The sequence below is a fragment of the Gilliamella bombi genome, assembly GCF_900103255.1.
GTDB classification, from domain to species: domain Bacteria; phylum Pseudomonadota; class Gammaproteobacteria; order Enterobacterales; family Orbaceae; genus Gilliamella; species Gilliamella bombi.
In genome coordinates, this window is the sequence record NZ_FMWS01000059.1 from 369 (window position 1) to 17,298 (window position 16,930).

Below are 16,930 nucleotides of genomic sequence, written 5' to 3' on the forward strand. Positions count from 1 at the left end.
AAAAAAATGATAGGTTGTGGCAGTGGCTTTTCAATGCCATTAAAATTGATACTTGAAACAAAAGTAAAAGCGTATTCGCAATATGGTATTCCAAATGAAAGTAAACAGATTACCTTAGCCAAAACCTACCAAATCGCACCAAAATCAGAACTATGTTATGCCAAACCAAATAGCATAATTATTTATCCTGAATATCAATGGGGTAAGCCTGGTGATAATCCAGATTTGAATTATCGAATGTATTGGAATTCGCCAGATGGGCGAACACGATCAAAAGGTGGTGGAGGTTATACTCAAGATTATGTACCAAATTATGGTTTTAGGATTAAACCAGTCGTATCGTCAAAAACATTTCCTACAACAGGCTTTCCTGGGGCTAAATTTCAGTTAGTGATGACTGGTGCACAAACGGATTACGATTATCAATTAATTAACAACCCTGGTGATGGGGTTGTTGTTGATAAGAATGGTATGGTTAAATTAATAAGTAAACCATCAGGAACTGTCACTATAAGGGCTGTGTTAAAAAGAGATGCATCTGTTATGCATGAGTATAGTTTTACACCAATTTCAGTTTGGGCAAAACCTCAAGGCGATTTTAAAGGAGATAGAGCAAGTGGATGGCAACGATGTGGTGGTATTAATAAGCTTCTAAGCGTTAATGAGTTAACAAATGCTCCCACTACCACTATAGAGATCGATCCTGCTATTTTCTGGGGAGGGATTTTTACACGAGCAATTGATGGTTCATTATTTAGTGAGTGGGGATTTATCAATCAAAGATCTTATCCTGATTCTCAGTGGCGTGGCGGTGTTTATTGGACACGAGATCGAGAATCTTCTTCTAAACAATATCATGTATATTCTGATTCTGGGCATATAGGCACGGGAAATGACTCTTGGAATAACTATGTTGCATGTAAGGGGTAATTTATTGTGTAACTTTTTTCTTTATAAAGTTGAGAGTATTGCTTTATTTGTGTAATAAAACCGTATTTATAATACTAAAATTAAAACATTTTTTAGTTGATGGAATATATTATTCATTAACTCAATTTTTAACTGGTGGAGTAGTGCTTTATCGTTATTCCATCAGTTAAAAATTTAGAATGAAAAACAATGTAACTACAATTTAAAGTGCAGTTCCTTTAGTTGGAATGAAAAAATCTTTGATATAAACATCTTCTATTTCTAATAACTTTATTTTTTTATCTATTCCACCAGCATAACCTGTTAAATTACCGTTTGCGCCGATAACTCGGTGGCAAGGAATAATGATTGATATGGGATTATGACCAACAGCCCCGCCTACGGCTTGGCTAGACATGTTTGCTTTGTTTGTTTTAATGGCGATCTGTTTTGCGATATCGCCGTAAGTAATGACCTGACCATATGGAATTTTGCATAAAATTTCCCATACTAAGCTTCGAAAAGGCGTGCCATTTGGCGCAAGCTCTAATTGGTATGGATTCGGTCTTTTTCCTGAAAAATAATCGTCAAGCCATTTTTTTGTTGAGTTAAAAATGGGTAAATTAGATTTTTCTTCTGTTCGTGTATTGAGTGTGTGACCAAAATATTTTTCACCTTCAATCCAAGCCCCAACGAGCTTATTTTGTTGACTGGCTAGGGTTATTAGTCCCACTGGAGATGAATAATTGCATAAATAAAACATATTGGCCTTTTAGTAACATTTAATAAATACACTATTAAATTATGCTTGTTTATGGCGATAAATACTACAAATTTATCGATTAATATTATGAGCTAATAGTAAATGTGGAATATGGCTCATTGGTGAGCCATATATTTTGAAGTTATTTTGCTTGATTTTTGCCTTTTTCGACGTAGCTCATATCTCCAAGGCTTTCAACAATAAATTTACCATCGTCGGTGTAACGAATTTTAGTAACACTTGCGTTACCTAATCCAGCTGTAATTGGTTTATCTTGCCACTCTTGAACCATAGCCATAATTGCTAAACCGTGAGATACTACAAGTACGTTGCCACCACCTTGTGATTTGGCTGATTCAGCTATGGCTTTTAATGATGCTTGCATACGATTTTTTACTTTATTGTAGTCTTCGGCTTCGCCTGATTTCTCAACTGCGGCGATTGCATCCATCATTGTTTTTAGGGAAACCTTGCCTTGAGCCATATCCGCCATTAGCTCTTTATCTGATGCATAACCTAAATGCTGTGCAGCTGGTGTCCACATGTTCGGATCAAAATCTCCTTCATAATCGCCAAAACACTGTTCACGTAAGCCTTCCATTTCATTAATTTGAATTTTATCGCCTTTAGCTTCTAAAACAATGCGAGCAGTTTGTCGTGCTCTACCTAAATCACTTGAATAGACTGAAATAAATTTGACATCTTTCAACCCTCGTCCTAGTTGTTCAGCCACCTCGACACCTGGTTTTGTTAGCGGTGTATCAGACCATCCTTGTGCACGGTGTACGTTATTAAACATAGTTTTACCATGGCGAGTGACATAGAGATAAACATCATCAGCAAAAGCTTGTGATAAGGTTGTTATTGAAATAATTAATGCACTAATTAATATAATAAATTTTTTCATTGTTTTGTCCTCTTTATAATAAATTAAATCGGTAATCAATTACTGTTTCCGCCGAAAGTGAAGGTGAACGTTGGTATTTTCCATGTCTAAGTTTAGGTGTAAGGTCTGAAGCACTGACAGTTTTATAAGACCAACCATATCCAACCTTCGATAGAATAGAAAAATTTTTAAAAGCACCACTAGTTGGTTTCCATATATCAAAAACGTTAATTTCGCCATTTTTTAATGTATTATGTTTGTAGTTAAATTGTCCATAATTCATATATAGACCAGTGCTATTATCTTTAACAAAATCATAACTCATTACTGTTGTTAGTACCAGTTCACCATCACGTAAATAATCTGAGCCAGCAGCGGCAAGACCGTTAAAGCGAGCACGAGTATTTTTACCTAAATGTCGATTATAATATCCGATAGCGTTATGTTTGTTAGCGTCTGTATAGGCTAAACCGACTTTAATACTCCAGTCTTCTTCTTTCCATTCGACATCGGTTGCATAGTGCCATGCGTGATCTTCAAACTCTTTTTTGTTTTGTTTCATGGCATCATAATTGTCAAGAGAATAACTTCCGTAGAATTGTCCGCCTAAGATTAATTTTTGTATTGGTTTATACGATAATTCAATGACATGGCGTCTTAAATAATCTTTAGCAACACCATAAGAATAATCTAAAGTAAGATCTTTATCTTTATAAGCGATTTCAGCTGTTGAAATATTATTAATGATTTTTTTACGATCGGCCGTTAAAAAACGTAATTTTTTAGCGGATTCGCGGGGTAGGGTGCTATCAATATAAGCCAATGAAAAATAAAAGTTATCATATTTTAGAATTCCGCTATAACCAAGATAACTATTGCGGGTAAGATGTTGGGTTGAACTTATGATACCTAAATCCTTCATGCTATGCCAACCAGCTTTCCCATTAAAGTTAATAGCATCATTACCTAATTTTATTTTGGCATAACGTTGGGTAAATTTATTAAATCCGTGAGCGTTATGTTTGTTATAGCCTTTACCATCGTTATAAAGTAGGTTACGGGTCGCAAAGTAATCACTAGCACCTAATCTTATTATGTTATCATAGGTGACATCAAAACCAATCATGTCAAATAAATAACCTGATTTATAATCAAAGCTAAATGCTTGCCCCCAAGCGCTGTGTACCTCTTTAGGTTGGGATGCATTTTCTTTTAAATATTTCCAATAGTTTCGAGTAGAAAATACAAATTTGGTGTCTTTAAAAAATGTATCATCGAGAATTGAGTTGTTGTGGGCTGTTGCATTTGCTAGCATAGAATAACTTGATATCCCTAATAGCATTATTGTGAGATATTTTATTTTCATTGTTCTTTTTCCTAATCGTTTTTATATTAAAAAACCTAAATACCAAATCAGAGAATAATTCTCTAATTAATATTTAGGTTTTGCCTGCCAAAAAGCAGTAACAATCCAATAATTTAAAGTTTTGTTTTATTTTTATGTATATATGTTTTTTATAGTAATATGATTAATTTAAATAATTTATATCTCCATTCAATTAGCTATTTACCTTGTCACATGTTTATAAAAAAATAATAGGGGGGGATGAGTAGCGTCAATCCTCCCAGATTATCTTATGCTTTCAAATTTTCACCTTTTGAGGAAATCACAGATTGATACCAGTAGAAGCTTTTCTTTTTATAACGATTTAGTGTGCCAGTGCCATCTTGATTTAGATCTACATAAATAAATCCATAGCGTTTAGTGACTTCGGCTTTGGATGCACTGATAAGATCTATTGGTCCCCAACTGGTGTATCCCATGACTTCAACACCATCATTAATGGCTTCTCGGATTTGTACTAAATGATCATTCATATAATTAATCCGATAATCATCATTAATTGTATTGTCTGCTTCTAATTTATCTTTAGCACCTAAGCCATTTTCGACAATAAATAACGGTTTTTGATAACGCTCATAAAGTAAATTAAGAAGATAACGAATCCCAATTGGATCGATCTGCCATCCCCATTCGGATGCTTTAAGATAAGGGTTAGGTACCATATCTAAAATATTACCTTTGGTTTTTTGTGACTCATCATCTGTTGCACAGCAACTCATGTAATAACTAAATGAAATAAAATCGACTGTTTCTTTAAGATCTTGTTTATCTTGTTCAGTAATATCAAGCTTAATATGATTTTCTTTAAAGAAGCGATCCATATAGGTTGGATAATAACCACGCACCTGAACATCCCCAAAAAATAACCAACCATGATTTTCTTGATGAGTTTCCCAAACATCTTCAGGTTTTGGCGTAAGAGGGTAAGCCACAGCACCTAATAACATGTTACCAATTTTTGCATCTGGAATGATTTGATGACAGAGTTTAACCGCTCGACCACTGGCAACTAATTGATGATGAATTGCTTGGTAGATTTGCTGTTTGGTGCTGTTTCTGTCCAAACCAACACCAGTGAAAGGTTCATGTAATGACATGTTGATTTCATTGAAGGTAAGCCAATATTTAACCTTATTTTTATAGCGTTCAAAAACAGTTTTAGCGTAACGAGTGAAAAATTCAATGACTTTACGATTTTCCCATCCACCATATTGGGTAACAAGATAATAGGGCATTTCATAATGTGATAAAGTGACTAGTGGTTTTATGTTGTGTTTTGCCATTTCATCAAATAATTTGTCATAAAAGGCTAAACCAGCCTCATTTGGTTGTTCTTCATCGCCATTAGGAAATATGCGTGTCCAAGCAATTGATGTGCGTAGACAAGTGAAACCCATTTCAGCAAATAGAGCAATATCTTCAGGATAGCGATGATAAAAATCGATAGCTTTGTCTTTAATACTAGCAATATCAGTTTCATTGCGATTGATGATGTCACCAAATAAACCATTTGGCGTACAATCTGATGTAGATAAACCTTTGCCTCCTTCACGGTAAGCCCCTTCAACTTGATTAGCGGCAATGGCACCGCCCCAAAGAAAATCATTAGGAAATTTTGTTGACATGTTTTACTCCTTATTTTGGGATAACGCTAATAAAGCCTCTCCGCTTTGAATATTATCTTGTTCAAAGATACATTGTATATCTTGATAACTATCACTATTAGTAATGATAATTGGTGTGGTAACTTCAAAACCAGCTTGCTTAATTGCCTCTATATCAAAACTGACTAGCAAATCACCTTTTTTTACTTTGCTACCAGCTTCTACGTGAGCTTCAAAATGTTGACCATCTAATTTAACGGTATCAATACCGATATGAATTAATATTTCAGCTCCAGATTCGGTTTGAAAGCCAATTGCGTGTTTAGTTCGAAATAATGACACAACTTCACCATTATCAGGTGCAACAGCTTGACCAACAGTTGGAATGATTGCAATACCTTTACCCATTAATTCACTGGCAAATGTTGGGTCATTAACCTCGCTTAGTGGTGTGACCTTTCCTGTCATTGGACTAAAAATAGTGATGTCATCATTATTGATATTTGTTTGGTTGTTGTTGCCTTGGCTATTTGCTTGATCCTCCTGAATATCGTTTGGTGATATCATGCTGATTTTATCTTTTGATATACCAAACAAATAAGTCGCAATTAAGGCAATAATAAATGAGATAACACAAGCAAAAACAACTGCATAAAATTTATCGTCAATACCGTGTTCTGGGGATATTAATTGTAAAAAAGAGAAGACATTAATAAAACTGAAAGAATAAATCACACTATGGTAGCAACCAATAATCGCACCGCCAATAATTGCCGATAAACAACCAATAATAAATGGTCTTTTTAGGGGTAAGTTTATACCGTAAATAGCGGGTTCAGTTACGCCAAAAATACCAGACAGTACAGAAGAGCTTGCTAATGCTTTAAATTGTGGATCTTTTGCTCTGAGCATAACAGCAAATACAGCTCCAACTTGTGCAAATACCGCAGGAAATAATATAGGTAATAAAAAATCTTCATGATTTGTTGCTACATTGTTTAAGCAAAGCGGAACAAGTCCCCAATGAATGCCAAAAATTACCAGAACCTGCCAAAGTGGCGCTAAAATCATTGATGCAATAACTGGATTAAGTGCATATAGATATTCAATTCCACTTGCTATATAACCGCTACCATAAGTTACTGCTGGGCCAATAAGTGCAAAGGTTAATGGTACTGTAATAACAAAGCTAAGTAATGGTGCAATAAATTTTTTAAAAGAATCATGCATGATTTTATTAAAGTTTCGTTCTAGTAACGAATAAAACCACGCTGCTAAAATGATTGGAAATACAGATGAAGCATAAGGAATTAAGTCAATTGGAATACCAAATAAATGCGTTTCTAGTAAAAACTTACCTTGCGGTATCATGTTACTAACACTAGGGTGAAGCAACGATCCGCCAATTGCTAGTCCCATATAAGGGTTACCACCAAATTTTTTAACGGCAGAAAAGCCTAAAATCATAGGTAAGTAATAGAGTGGGGCGTCGGATATAGCGTCTAAAAAATTAAAAGTTGAGGTGTAGCGCTGAACGACATCCATTGTTAGTAATAGCGCAAGTATTCCTTTTAAAATACCGCCTGCTACCATAACGACTAATACAGGAATAAAAATATTTGATACTAAGTCGATCAGTTTTGATAATATGCCCGATTTTTTATTTGGTTGTGTATCTGTGTTGGTTGTTTGATCTAAATTAGTTAACTGCATAATGTCACTATAAACATCAGCAACATTATTGCCAATTACAACTTGAAATTGCCCACTATTTTGTACAACGGTTATTATGCCTTTTCGTTTTTTTAAAATTTCGGCATTTGCTTTAGTTTCATCTTTTAGTGCAAATCGTAAACGGGTTGCGCAGTGTACTAGGCTGATGATATTGTTCTTCCCGCCAACATGTTGAATTATTGATTCGGCAAGTTCTTTGTTTTTCATACCTTATCCTTATTTTTGAATAAAAAAAAACCTAGCCCCCCAATAAGTTAGGGTTCTAGGTTTTGCTTACAAAGTAAAATAGATTTAACTTTGCAATAACAATCCAATTGATGATTGATTTAAACTAGCATAAATTTTAAAAAATAGGTAAGACTTATGTAATAATAATTATCAAATTGTGATTCACTTCACATTATATTTTTTTAAGTTCAGTGCGTAGCCTTTCAATATGAATGGTTAAATACAAGCTTTCATCATCAGAAAGTGGATGTTGATATTGTTGTATTAAATGTAAATCTATCTGTTTAGTACAAAGATAGGCTAGTTCGTATTTTTGTCGTACTAATTCATACAAAGAATTATCTTGTTGTGTTTGCTTGCTGTGGCTTAAAATACGGTGAGCAAAAAATTTTAAATGAGTAACAAAACGTTGATAAGATAGGCAATTTTCGTCATATTCAAAGTTAAAGTGATATTTCACTATATTAAGAATTTCGTGCATGATTTTAGTCATATTAACAATATTGGGCATTGTGTCATTTAATTGCGCATTGATAATATGAAAAGTAATAAAACCAGCTTCGTCTTCTGGTAATTCAATTGATAATCGTTCTTTTATTATTGATAAGGCATACAAACCGATTTGAAACTCTTTAGGGTAAAACTTTTTGATTTCCCATAGAAATCCATTAGGAATATCAAAACCTTGTTTATGGCGCTCAATAGCAAAATGGATATGGTCGGTCAGCGAAATATAAATGCTGTCTTGTAATTTGCCATCTATGCATTGTTTTGCATGATTAATAATAATTTCAGATGTGGTTAACACTTCAAAAGGAATCTTTGAAAGCAATTCTTCAAATTTAGGGTATGTTTCTTTATTATCGAGTGAAAACTGCTTCTCTATGAGACTTGTATCAATTAAGTCACCTTCACGTTTTTTAAATCCAATTCCACGACCAGTAACAATTAATTCATTACCTTTAGCATCAAGTGTAACAATAACATTGTTGTTTAATATTTTATAAACTTTCATTGGGTATGATTAATTATATATGTCTATTTATTATGAATAGTCATAGAAAAATCGGAAGCAAAAATATAAAGAAATGTGATAAATATCATATTTTAAAAAATATTGTTTTTCTTTTACTATAAAAAAGCCCCGATAGGGTTAATGTATCGAGGCTGATTAGTCTATTATTTTATTATTGTGCTAATAATTTATTCATTGTTTGAATAAATTTACTTGGATCGCTAAGTGAACCTTTTTCAGCAAGTAAAGCCTGATCTAGTAGTAGTTCTACCCAATCGTTAAATGCGCTTTCATCTTGCGTATCAGCAATACGTTTAACCAGCTTATGATCTGGGTTGATTTCAAACGTGTATTTGATTTCTGGTGCTTTTTGACCTGCTGCTGCAAACAATTTAGCCATTTGTGTGCTCATTTCGTCGGCAGCAGTGGTAACAATCGCAGGTGTATCAGTTAAGCGATGCGTTAATTTTACTTCTTTCACTTTATCGCCTAATGCAGTTTTAACTCGTTCAATAAATGGCTCAAGTTCTTTTTCAACTTGCTTTTGCTGTTCACTATCTTGATCAGCTAATTTTTCGATTGATTCGTCTGATTTACTGATAGATTGGAACTGTTTGCCATCAAATTCAGTTAAGTTACTCATCATCCATTCATCAATACGATCGGACAATAACAATACTTCAATACCTTTTTTACGGAATAGCTCAAGATGAGGACTATTTTTTGCCGCACCATAGCTATCAGCGGTAATATAGTAGATCTTTTCTTGACCTTCTTGCATTCGGCTAATGTAATCTTCTAGTGATATTGTTTGCGCATCGCTATCGCTATGAGTTGACGCAAAACGAAGTAATTTTGCAATTGCTTCACGGTTGGCAAAGTCTTCACCAGTACCTTCTTTTAATACTAAACCAAATTCATTCCAGAATTGTTGATACTGTTCTTTATCGTCTTTAGCAAGTTTTTCAAGCATTTGTAACACACGCTTAGTACATGCATTACGTAAGTTTTGTGTGATTTTGTTATCTTGCAAAATTTCGCGCGATACATTTAATGGCAAATCATTTGAATCAATTAAGCCTTTTACAAAACGTAAATAGTTAGGCATAAATTGTTCAGCATCATCCATAATAAATACACGTTGTACATACAGTTTTAAGCCGTGTTTATTATCACGATTCCACATATCCCAAGGCGCTTTTGCTGGAATATAAAGTAAGCTAGTATATTCTTGTTTACCTTCAACACGGTTATGACTCCAACTTAATGGATCGGCAAAGTCGTGTGATAAATGTTTATAAAACTCTTTATATTCCTCGTCAGTCACTTCTGATTTACTACGAGTCCAAAGAGCTTGTGCTTTGTTAACTTTTTCCCATTTGACTTCTTTGCTTTCTTCATCAGTAGTTTGTACTTCAACAGGAAGTGAAATGTGATCAGAATATTTGCTGATAATAGAGCGTAAACGCCAATCGTCTAAAAACTCTTTTTCATCTTCTTTTAAGTGTAAAGTAATTTCTGTACCACGGGTTTCTTTATTATCATCAGATATAGTATATTCACCTTCCCCTGTTGACTCCCACATAACTGCTTCGTCAGCTTTTGCGGTGGCTGCGCGCGTTCTAACAGTGACTTTATCGGCAACGATAAAAGCAGAATAAAAACCTACACCAAACTGACCAATTAATTGGCTATCTTTGGCTTGATCGCTACCAATGGACTCTAAAAATGCTTTGGTACCTGATTTAGCAATGGTACCTAAGTTTTCAATCACTTCATCACGAGTCATACCAATACCATTATCGGTAATAGTCAAAGTGCCTGTTTCTTTATTAGTTGAAATGCGCACACCAAGTTCACCATCGCCAGCATATAGATCTGGATTTTCTAACGCTTTAAATCGAAGTTTGTCGGCTGCGTCGGATGCGTTTGAAATAAGTTCCCTTAAAAAAATCTCTTTATTTGAGTATAAAGAGTGAATCATTAAATGTAGAATTTGTTTAACTTCGGATTGAAATCCACGAGTTTCAGTGCCATGCTTACTCATTGACTAGTTCCTCTATTATATTTAGTCATTTCAATTAATTCTAATGACGAAAATGATTTGTTATTAACTAACTTTTATCATTTTGCTCATTTAATAGTGCATTGCCAGTTAGATTAACCGAATAAAATTAACATAATGGTTTGATTTATTGATGTATTGCTATATGGGAGTAAAAAAGCAGATTTCAATAGAGGTTAAGACATTTATTCATTGTTTGGTTATTTTTTGTTAAAAATGCAAAAAGAGAGCAAAAAAAAAGCCTTGAAGGGATTAAGGCTTTTTAATTAAAGGTTATTTTAAATTAATAAAAATTACATAAATCCATAAACAAGAATTAAAATAACAGCAGCTGGAATAACGAATCGTGATAAAACAGTCCAAATGCTAAACCAGAAATTATTTAAATTTAATTCTTCGCGGATGCGTTTTTGGTTCATCATCCAAGCACCAAATATCACAGTACCTAAACCAGTCACAGGTAACATGATTTTACTTGTTAAATAGTCTAATAAATTAAAAATGTGTTTATCAAAGAGTTTAACATCTGACCATAAGTTAAAGGATAACAAACAAGCAATACCCAAAGCCCAAATGACGATACTACTTGTAATGGTTGCTGCTTTTCTGCCTAGTGGAGTTTTTTCTTCTAATAATTCAACGGTTGGTTCAAGTAATGAAATAGAAGACGTTAATGCTGCAAAAGTTAGGAATACAAAGAACAATATACCTAAAATCGCACCCCCAGCCATGTTACCAAATGCAATTGGTAGCGTAACGAAAATAAGGCCTTCTCCTACTGCTGGAGGTAAACCGTTAGCAAAAACTAAAGGGAAAATAGCTAGACCAGATAATACGGCAACAATAACGTCTAATATCACAACTGTACGCGCGGTTGACAATAAGTTGACGTCTTGTCCTAGGTATGAACCGTATGCCATCATAATACCCATACCTAACGATAAACTAAAAAATGCATGACCTAATGCCGCTAAAATAGCCTTGCCATTTAACGCTGACCAATTAGGTGAAAATAAAAACTCACATGCAACACCAAAAGATGGACCGCTAGCATAGGCCGCATAGCCAACAAGAATTAATAATAAAATACCTAATCCTGGCATCATCAGCTTGCAAGCACGCTCTAAACCAGCACCAACACCTAACGCAACGATAAGTGCAGTGATGGCCATAAATATGGTATGCCAAGTTAATAAATGGCTTACGTTACCACGGAAATCATCAAAAATTTGCTGAGTAATTGCACCATTTGCTCCTTCAAATGAGCCTTTAGCTGCTATAAAAATATAATCGGTCGCCCAACCGCCAATAACGCTATAAAATGATAGGATTAAAAAAGAACCTACTACACCAATAATACCGACCCAGCGCCAAGATTTTGAACGGCCTTCTGAAACAGCTACATCTTCCATTGTATGAATTGGATTTTTTTGCCCTCGACGCCCAATTAACCATTCTAAAACTAAAATTGGCAAGCCAATAACAAACATAAATAGTAAATAGGTAAGCACAAACGCAGAGCCACCCATTTCACCAGCCATATAAGGGAATTTCCAAATATTACCTAACCCAACAGCAGAACCAGCCGCGGCAAGCATAAATCCCATGCGCGAACTCCACTGTGAGTGACTTTTTTTCATAGTACCCGTACTCATTAATATTGTTTCCTTTAATCTTAATTAGTTTAATTTAGCGTTGTGAAAAAAGTGTGTCATTTTATAAATGAAATTTTAATCATGCCATGAAATACTTCTATAAACAAGATATTATGCAAGTTATTGGTTATATCCGTATAAATTTTTAGCGAGTATCGATAGGAATGTATCATATTTATTTTTAATAACGATTATACTAATCAATATGTCATATTAAACATTTTTAAAACACTCAAAAAGAAGAAATCTACAATAAAAAATTACAACATCGCCAATTAAAGGCAAAATCAATTATATTTGTTAAAAATTATGATATGTTTTGAACTAAATAAATTCATTTAAGAACGATACCTTCTCACTGTCTTATTAATTGACGTAATAATCTTTTTGTAGGATAAATTATAAAGTAAACGCAGTGTTTAATATGTTATTTTTTTGATAAACAAGTTTAATTAGGCCGATTTATTGATAATCACAAGAACATAGCATATAGTTAATTTTAGATTTTACTGATATCAAAGAGCTACTATGTCACAAAACATCGACCAAAATGAAATTGACAAATTTTCACGACTTGCTGCCGATTGGTGGAACCCAAATGGTAAATGCAAACCGTTACACATTATCAATCCACTGCGTGTGGATTATATAAAACAAAAATGTGGATCACTAACCAACAAACTTGTGCTTGATGTTGGCTGTGGGGGAGGGATATTATCTGAAAGCCTAGCCAAATTAGAGGCAAATGTTACCGCCATTGATCTTGCTGATGAATCGCTTACCGTTGCCAAAATTCATGCCGAACAAAATGGCCTTACGATCGATTATCAAAAGCAAACGGTTGAAAAACATGCACAACAACATCCTGCCAAGTATGATGTCATTACTTGTATGGAGTTATTAGAACATGTACCTGATCCTTTTTCTGTCATACAAGCCTGTGCAAAATTGCTTAAACCAGGAGGTAAACTATTTTTATCGACTATTAACCGTAATCATAAAGCAAAATTGTTATTGATTTATGGAGCAGAATATATTGCTCGCTTAGTGCCCAAAGGTACGCACGACTTTAATCGCTTCATTCGCCCATCAGAGTTAATGGCGTTTGTTGAGCAAGCAAAATTAGATGTAGAGGCTATTATCGGTATGGAATATCTTTTATTTAAAAATCAATTCAAATTAAGTCCAAATGTGGATATAAATTATATATTAATGGCACAGAAATCAGATTCATTTTAAAAATGTGATCAAATTCTCATTTTAGATATTTCCACCTGTATTTTTTTAAAATTTCTCTATAATTTAGCATGTTACCGATAACAAGGGATATTTTATTTTAGAGGACCTATTTATGCCGTTAATAATAATTGCTATTGGTGTAGCACTGCTACTTATTTTAATGTTACCACTTCGAGTCAATGGTTTTATTGCTCTAATTCTAGTTGCGCTAAGTGTTGGTGTAATGGAAGGCATGCCAGTTATGGATGTGGTGAAATCCATAAAAAATGGAGTCGGAGGTACGCTTGGTAGTTTAGCCTTAATTATGGGCTTTGGAGCAATGTTGGGAAAATTATTGGCCGATTGTGGTGGAGCCCAACGTATCGCAACAACGCTAATTGAAACATTTGGTGACAAGAAAATCCAATGGGCGGTTACACTTACCGGTTTTATTGTTGGTTTTGCACTTTTCTATGAAGTTGGCTTTGTTCTGTTATTACCATTAGTATTAACTATTGCTGCCACGTTACGTATATCGCCACTATATATTGGTATTCCTATGGCTGCGGCTTTATCTGTGACCCATGGCTTTTTACCTCCTCATCCTGGTCCTACAGCTATTGCTGAAATTTTTAAAGCAGATATGGGACGAACCTTACTCTATGGTACTATCATCGGTATCCCAACGGTAATTTTAGCTGGGCCTGTATTAGCAAGATTACCATTTATTCGCGTAATTAATCATCCAATTGAAGAAGGCTTATATAATTCTAAAAAATTTACTGATGAGCAAATGCCAAGCTTTGCAGTCAGTGTTTTTACCGCTTTAATTCCAGTTATTTTAATGTCAATTCGTGCGGTTTGCGATATGACTTTAGATAAAGGACATGCAGTGTTACCTTATGTAGAATTCTTAGGTGATCCAGTCATTGCAACTTTGATTTCTGTATTAGTTGCGGTATTTACATTTGGCCTTTTACGTGGACGCTCCATGGCTGAAGTTAATACTACTCTAGTTGATTCAATCAAAATTATTGCCATGATGTTATTAATTATTGGTGGAGGCGGAGCATTTAAACAAGTGCTTGTTGATAGTGGTGTAAAAGTTTACATTGAACAAATGATGCATTCATCGAATATTTCACCTATCGTAATGGCTTGGTTAATTGCGGCATTGCTTCGATTAGCGCTTGGTTCTGCGACTGTTGCAGCGTTGACAGCAGGAGGCATTGTGTTCCCTCTTATTGCTTCAACAGGAGTAAGTCCTGAACTGATGGTTATTGCAACAGGAGCTGGAAGTGTTGTATTTTCGCACGTTAATGATCCTGGATTTTGGTTATTTAAAGAATATTTCAATTTAAGTATTGCTGAAACCATGAAATCTTGGTCACTATTAGAAACTACAATTTCTGTTTGTGGATTAGTAGGATGCTTAGCTATTAATATGTTTATTTAATAAAACATTAAGAGCCGATTTTTTATCTCACCAGTTTTATTTAATTGGTGAGGTGTTTTCAATGTATCTTCACTTATATTTAATTCTATTGTATTTTTATTTACTTTTTTATTTCAATATAGAATAAAATTTTCCTAGCCTTTTAAGTTAAAAGTAAGTAGAATGTCTCGGCAATATTTTATCAACAATTTAACTCAATGGTGAATATTGTCATGTCCCGTATAGTCAAAGAAGCTCTCACGTTTGACGACGTGTTATTAGTTCCAGCCCACTCAACTGTATTACCTAACACTGCTGATATTAGTACTCAATTAACCCAAACCATCAAGCTCAATATTCCAATGATTTCTGCCGCAATGGATACTGTAACTGAATCTGATTTAGCTATTGCACTTGCTCAAGAAGGTGGTATTGGGTTTATTCATAAAAATATGTCAATTGAAAATCAAGCCAATCATGTAAAACATGTTAAGAAACATGAAAGCGGCATAGTACAAGATCCTGTATCAGTTCTACCAACTGCAACTATAAAGCAAGTTATCGAACTAGCTAAAGAGTATGGTTTTGCAGGGTTTCCAGTTGTGACTGAAACTCAAGAACTAGTTGGCATTATCACCGCACGCGATGTACGATTTGCAACGGATCTTTCTTTACCTGTTACTGCGGTGATGACACCGAAAGAACGCTTAGTGACTGTAAATGAAGGTGAACAACGTGAAATCGTGCTGCAAAAAATGCACGAATACCGGGTTGAAAAAGTCCTTGTTGTTGATGGTCGATTCCACCTAAAAGGTATGATTACCGTCAAAGATTATAACAAAGCTGAACAAAAACCTAATGCTTGTAAAGACAAACAAGGTCGTTTGCGTGTTGGAGCAGCTGTTGGCGCAGCCGCTGGTAATGAAGAGCGGATTGCAGCATTAGTAGAAGCAGGTGTAGATGTATTATTGATTGATTCATCGCACGGCCATTCAGAAGGCGTACTTGAGCGTATTCGCCAAGCAAGGAAGTCCTATCCAGATTTACAAATTATTGGCGGTAACATCGCCACAGCAGAAGGAGCTAAAGCCTTAATTGATGCAGGTGTTAACGCCGTTAAAGTAGGAATTGGCCCCGGCTCAATTTGTACAACACGCATTGTAACTGGTGTTGGCGTACCTCAAATTAGCGCCATAATGGATGCTGTCGAAATTGCACAAAAACACAACATTCCTGTTATTGCTGATGGTGGAATTCGATATTCAGGTGATATTGCTAAAGCTATTGCAGCAGGTGCATCTTGTGTAATGGTTGGCTCAATGTTTGCAGGTACTGAAGAAGCGCCAGGTGAAATTGAACTATTCCAAGGCAGAGCATATAAATCATATCGTGGAATGGGTTCGCTTGGTGCAATGACAAAAGGATCTTCTGACCGTTATTTCCAAACTGACAATGCTGCTGATAAACTTGTGCCAGAGGGTATAGAAGGTCGTATTGCCTACAAAGGTTTACTAAAAGAAATAGTTCATCAACAAATGGGGGGATTAAGATCTTGTATGGGATTGACCGGTTGCGCAACAATTGATGAGTTAAGAACTAAACCTAAATTCTATCGCATTACTGGTGCTGGAATGAAAGAAAGCCATGTGCACGATGTACTTATCACCAAAGAACCACCAAATTACAGAGCTGGAGCGTAAAAAAAAGAAGAGGGATGCTTCCCTCTTTTTATGTACTGATTTAATGCCGTTTACCAATAAAGCGAACATTTAAACAAACATAATAATTGCTATCTAATATCTTAAATGGAGTAAATAAAGGTTATTTGGAAAAATTATCTTGTTTTTAGAGTTAATTCTAAATTTTGTGTATTTGCTAATTAAAGGTGAAAGGCAATTTAATCACCGAATTTTATATTAAAAATACTCGAATATTGAAATTTCATATTAATTTATTCACATTGGGTAAAGTCCTGTAAATGATAATGGGTGAAATTTAATAAGTGGCTATTCA

Annotated in this window: 11 protein-coding genes and 1 pseudogene; 4 read left to right on the plus strand and 8 right to left on the minus strand. The window is 34.6% G+C overall.

Annotation, left to right across the window (positions count from 1 at the left end):
- Positions 1 to 930: pseudogene (locus B9N71_RS10650) on the plus strand (hypothetical protein); the annotation flags it as partial.
- A gap of 202 nt (positions 931 to 1,132) precedes the next feature.
- Here B9N71_RS10650 and B9N71_RS10655 read toward each other — a convergent pair.
- The 8 genes from B9N71_RS10655 to B9N71_RS10690 all read right to left on the minus strand — a co-directional run bounded on the left by B9N71_RS10655 (position 1,133) and on the right by B9N71_RS10690 (position 12,264).
- A complete protein-coding gene (locus B9N71_RS10655) occupies positions 1,133 to 1,672 on the minus strand; it encodes a methylated-DNA--[protein]-cysteine S-methyltransferase (RefSeq protein WP_065590706.1) in 540 nt (179 codons plus the stop codon).
- Positions 1,673 to 1,814: 142 nt separating this feature from the next.
- Positions 1,815 to 2,579 carry a histidine phosphatase family protein gene (locus B9N71_RS10660; RefSeq protein WP_085165933.1) on the minus strand — a complete coding sequence of 255 codons (765 nt, stop codon included), beginning with the start codon at positions 2,577 to 2,579 and terminating at the stop codon, positions 1,815 to 1,817.
- A 13-nt stretch (positions 2,580 to 2,592) separates the two neighbouring features.
- Entirely contained in the window at positions 2,593 to 3,924 is a 1,332-nt protein-coding gene (locus B9N71_RS10665) for an OprD family porin (protein ID WP_085165918.1), read from the minus strand.
- Positions 3,925 to 4,193: 269 nt separating this feature from the next.
- Positions 4,194 to 5,588: a glycoside hydrolase family 1 protein gene (locus B9N71_RS10670; RefSeq protein ID WP_085165919.1), complete on the minus strand. Its 1,395-nt coding sequence runs from the start codon at positions 5,586 to 5,588 to the stop codon at positions 4,194 to 4,196.
- 3 nt (positions 5,589 to 5,591) lie between these two features.
- Positions 5,592 to 7,508, minus strand: a complete 1,917-nt coding sequence (locus B9N71_RS10675) for a beta-glucoside-specific PTS transporter subunit IIABC (RefSeq protein ID WP_085165920.1) — start codon at positions 7,506 to 7,508, stop codon at positions 5,592 to 5,594.
- A 193-nt stretch (positions 7,509 to 7,701) separates the two neighbouring features.
- Positions 7,702 to 8,544, minus strand: a complete 843-nt coding sequence (gene licT / locus B9N71_RS10680; protein WP_085165921.1) for a BglG family transcription antiterminator LicT — start codon at positions 8,542 to 8,544, stop codon at positions 7,702 to 7,704.
- 172 nt (positions 8,545 to 8,716) lie between these two features.
- Positions 8,717 to 10,591 (minus strand): molecular chaperone HtpG, encoded by a 1,875-nt coding sequence (gene htpG, locus B9N71_RS10685; RefSeq protein WP_085165922.1) that lies wholly within the window; start codon positions 10,589 to 10,591, stop codon positions 8,717 to 8,719.
- Between the two features lie 311 nt (positions 10,592 to 10,902).
- Positions 10,903 to 12,264, minus strand: coding sequence for a sodium-dependent transporter (locus B9N71_RS10690; protein WP_208610493.1), 1,362 nt, complete (start codon positions 12,262 to 12,264; stop codon positions 10,903 to 10,905).
- A 528-nt stretch (positions 12,265 to 12,792) separates the two neighbouring features.
- Here B9N71_RS10690 and ubiG point away from each other — a divergent pair.
- The 3 genes from ubiG (at position 12,793) to guaB (ending at position 16,617) form a co-directional block, all read left to right on the plus strand.
- Positions 12,793 to 13,503: a bifunctional 2-polyprenyl-6-hydroxyphenol methylase/3-demethylubiquinol 3-O-methyltransferase UbiG gene (gene ubiG, locus B9N71_RS10695; RefSeq protein ID WP_085165923.1), complete on the plus strand. Its 711-nt coding sequence runs from the start codon at positions 12,793 to 12,795 to the stop codon at positions 13,501 to 13,503.
- Between the two features lie 94 nt (positions 13,504 to 13,597).
- Positions 13,598 to 14,938 (plus strand): gluconate transporter, encoded by a 1,341-nt coding sequence (gene gntT, locus B9N71_RS10700; protein ID WP_363318996.1) that lies wholly within the window; start codon positions 13,598 to 13,600, stop codon positions 14,936 to 14,938.
- Positions 14,939 to 15,150: 212 nt separating this feature from the next.
- Positions 15,151 to 16,617, plus strand: coding sequence for an IMP dehydrogenase (gene guaB, locus B9N71_RS10705; protein ID WP_085165925.1), 1,467 nt, complete (start codon positions 15,151 to 15,153; stop codon positions 16,615 to 16,617).
- Positions 16,618 to 16,930 lie beyond the last annotated feature (313 nt).

Coding starts and splice junctions, on each gene's coding strand:
- B9N71_RS10655 (WP_065590706.1), bottom strand. CDS start 1,672: ATGTTTTATTTATGCAATTATTCATCTCCAGTGGGACTAATAACCCTA.
- B9N71_RS10660 (WP_085165933.1), bottom strand. CDS start 2,579: ATGAAAAAATTTATTATATTAATTAGTGCATTAATTATTTCAATAACA.
- B9N71_RS10665 (WP_085165918.1), bottom strand. CDS start 3,924: ATGAAAATAAAATATCTCACAATAATGCTATTAGGGATATCAAGTTAT.
- B9N71_RS10670 (WP_085165919.1), bottom strand. CDS start 5,588: ATGTCAACAAAATTTCCTAATGATTTTCTTTGGGGCGGTGCCATTGCC.
- B9N71_RS10675 (WP_085165920.1), bottom strand. CDS start 7,508: ATGAAAAACAAAGAACTTGCCGAATCAATAATTCAACATGTTGGCGGG.
- licT (WP_085165921.1), bottom strand. CDS start 8,544: ATGAAAGTTTATAAAATATTAAACAACAATGTTATTGTTACACTTGAT.
- htpG (WP_085165922.1), bottom strand. CDS start 10,591: ATGAGTAAGCATGGCACTGAAACTCGTGGATTTCAATCCGAAGTTAAA.
- B9N71_RS10690 (WP_208610493.1), bottom strand. CDS start 12,264: ATGAGTACGGGTACTATGAAAAAAAGTCACTCACAGTGGAGTTCGCGC.
- ubiG (WP_085165923.1), top strand. CDS start 12,793: ATGTCACAAAACATCGACCAAAATGAAATTGACAAATTTTCACGACTT.
- guaB (WP_085165925.1), top strand. CDS start 15,151: ATGTCCCGTATAGTCAAAGAAGCTCTCACGTTTGACGACGTGTTATTA.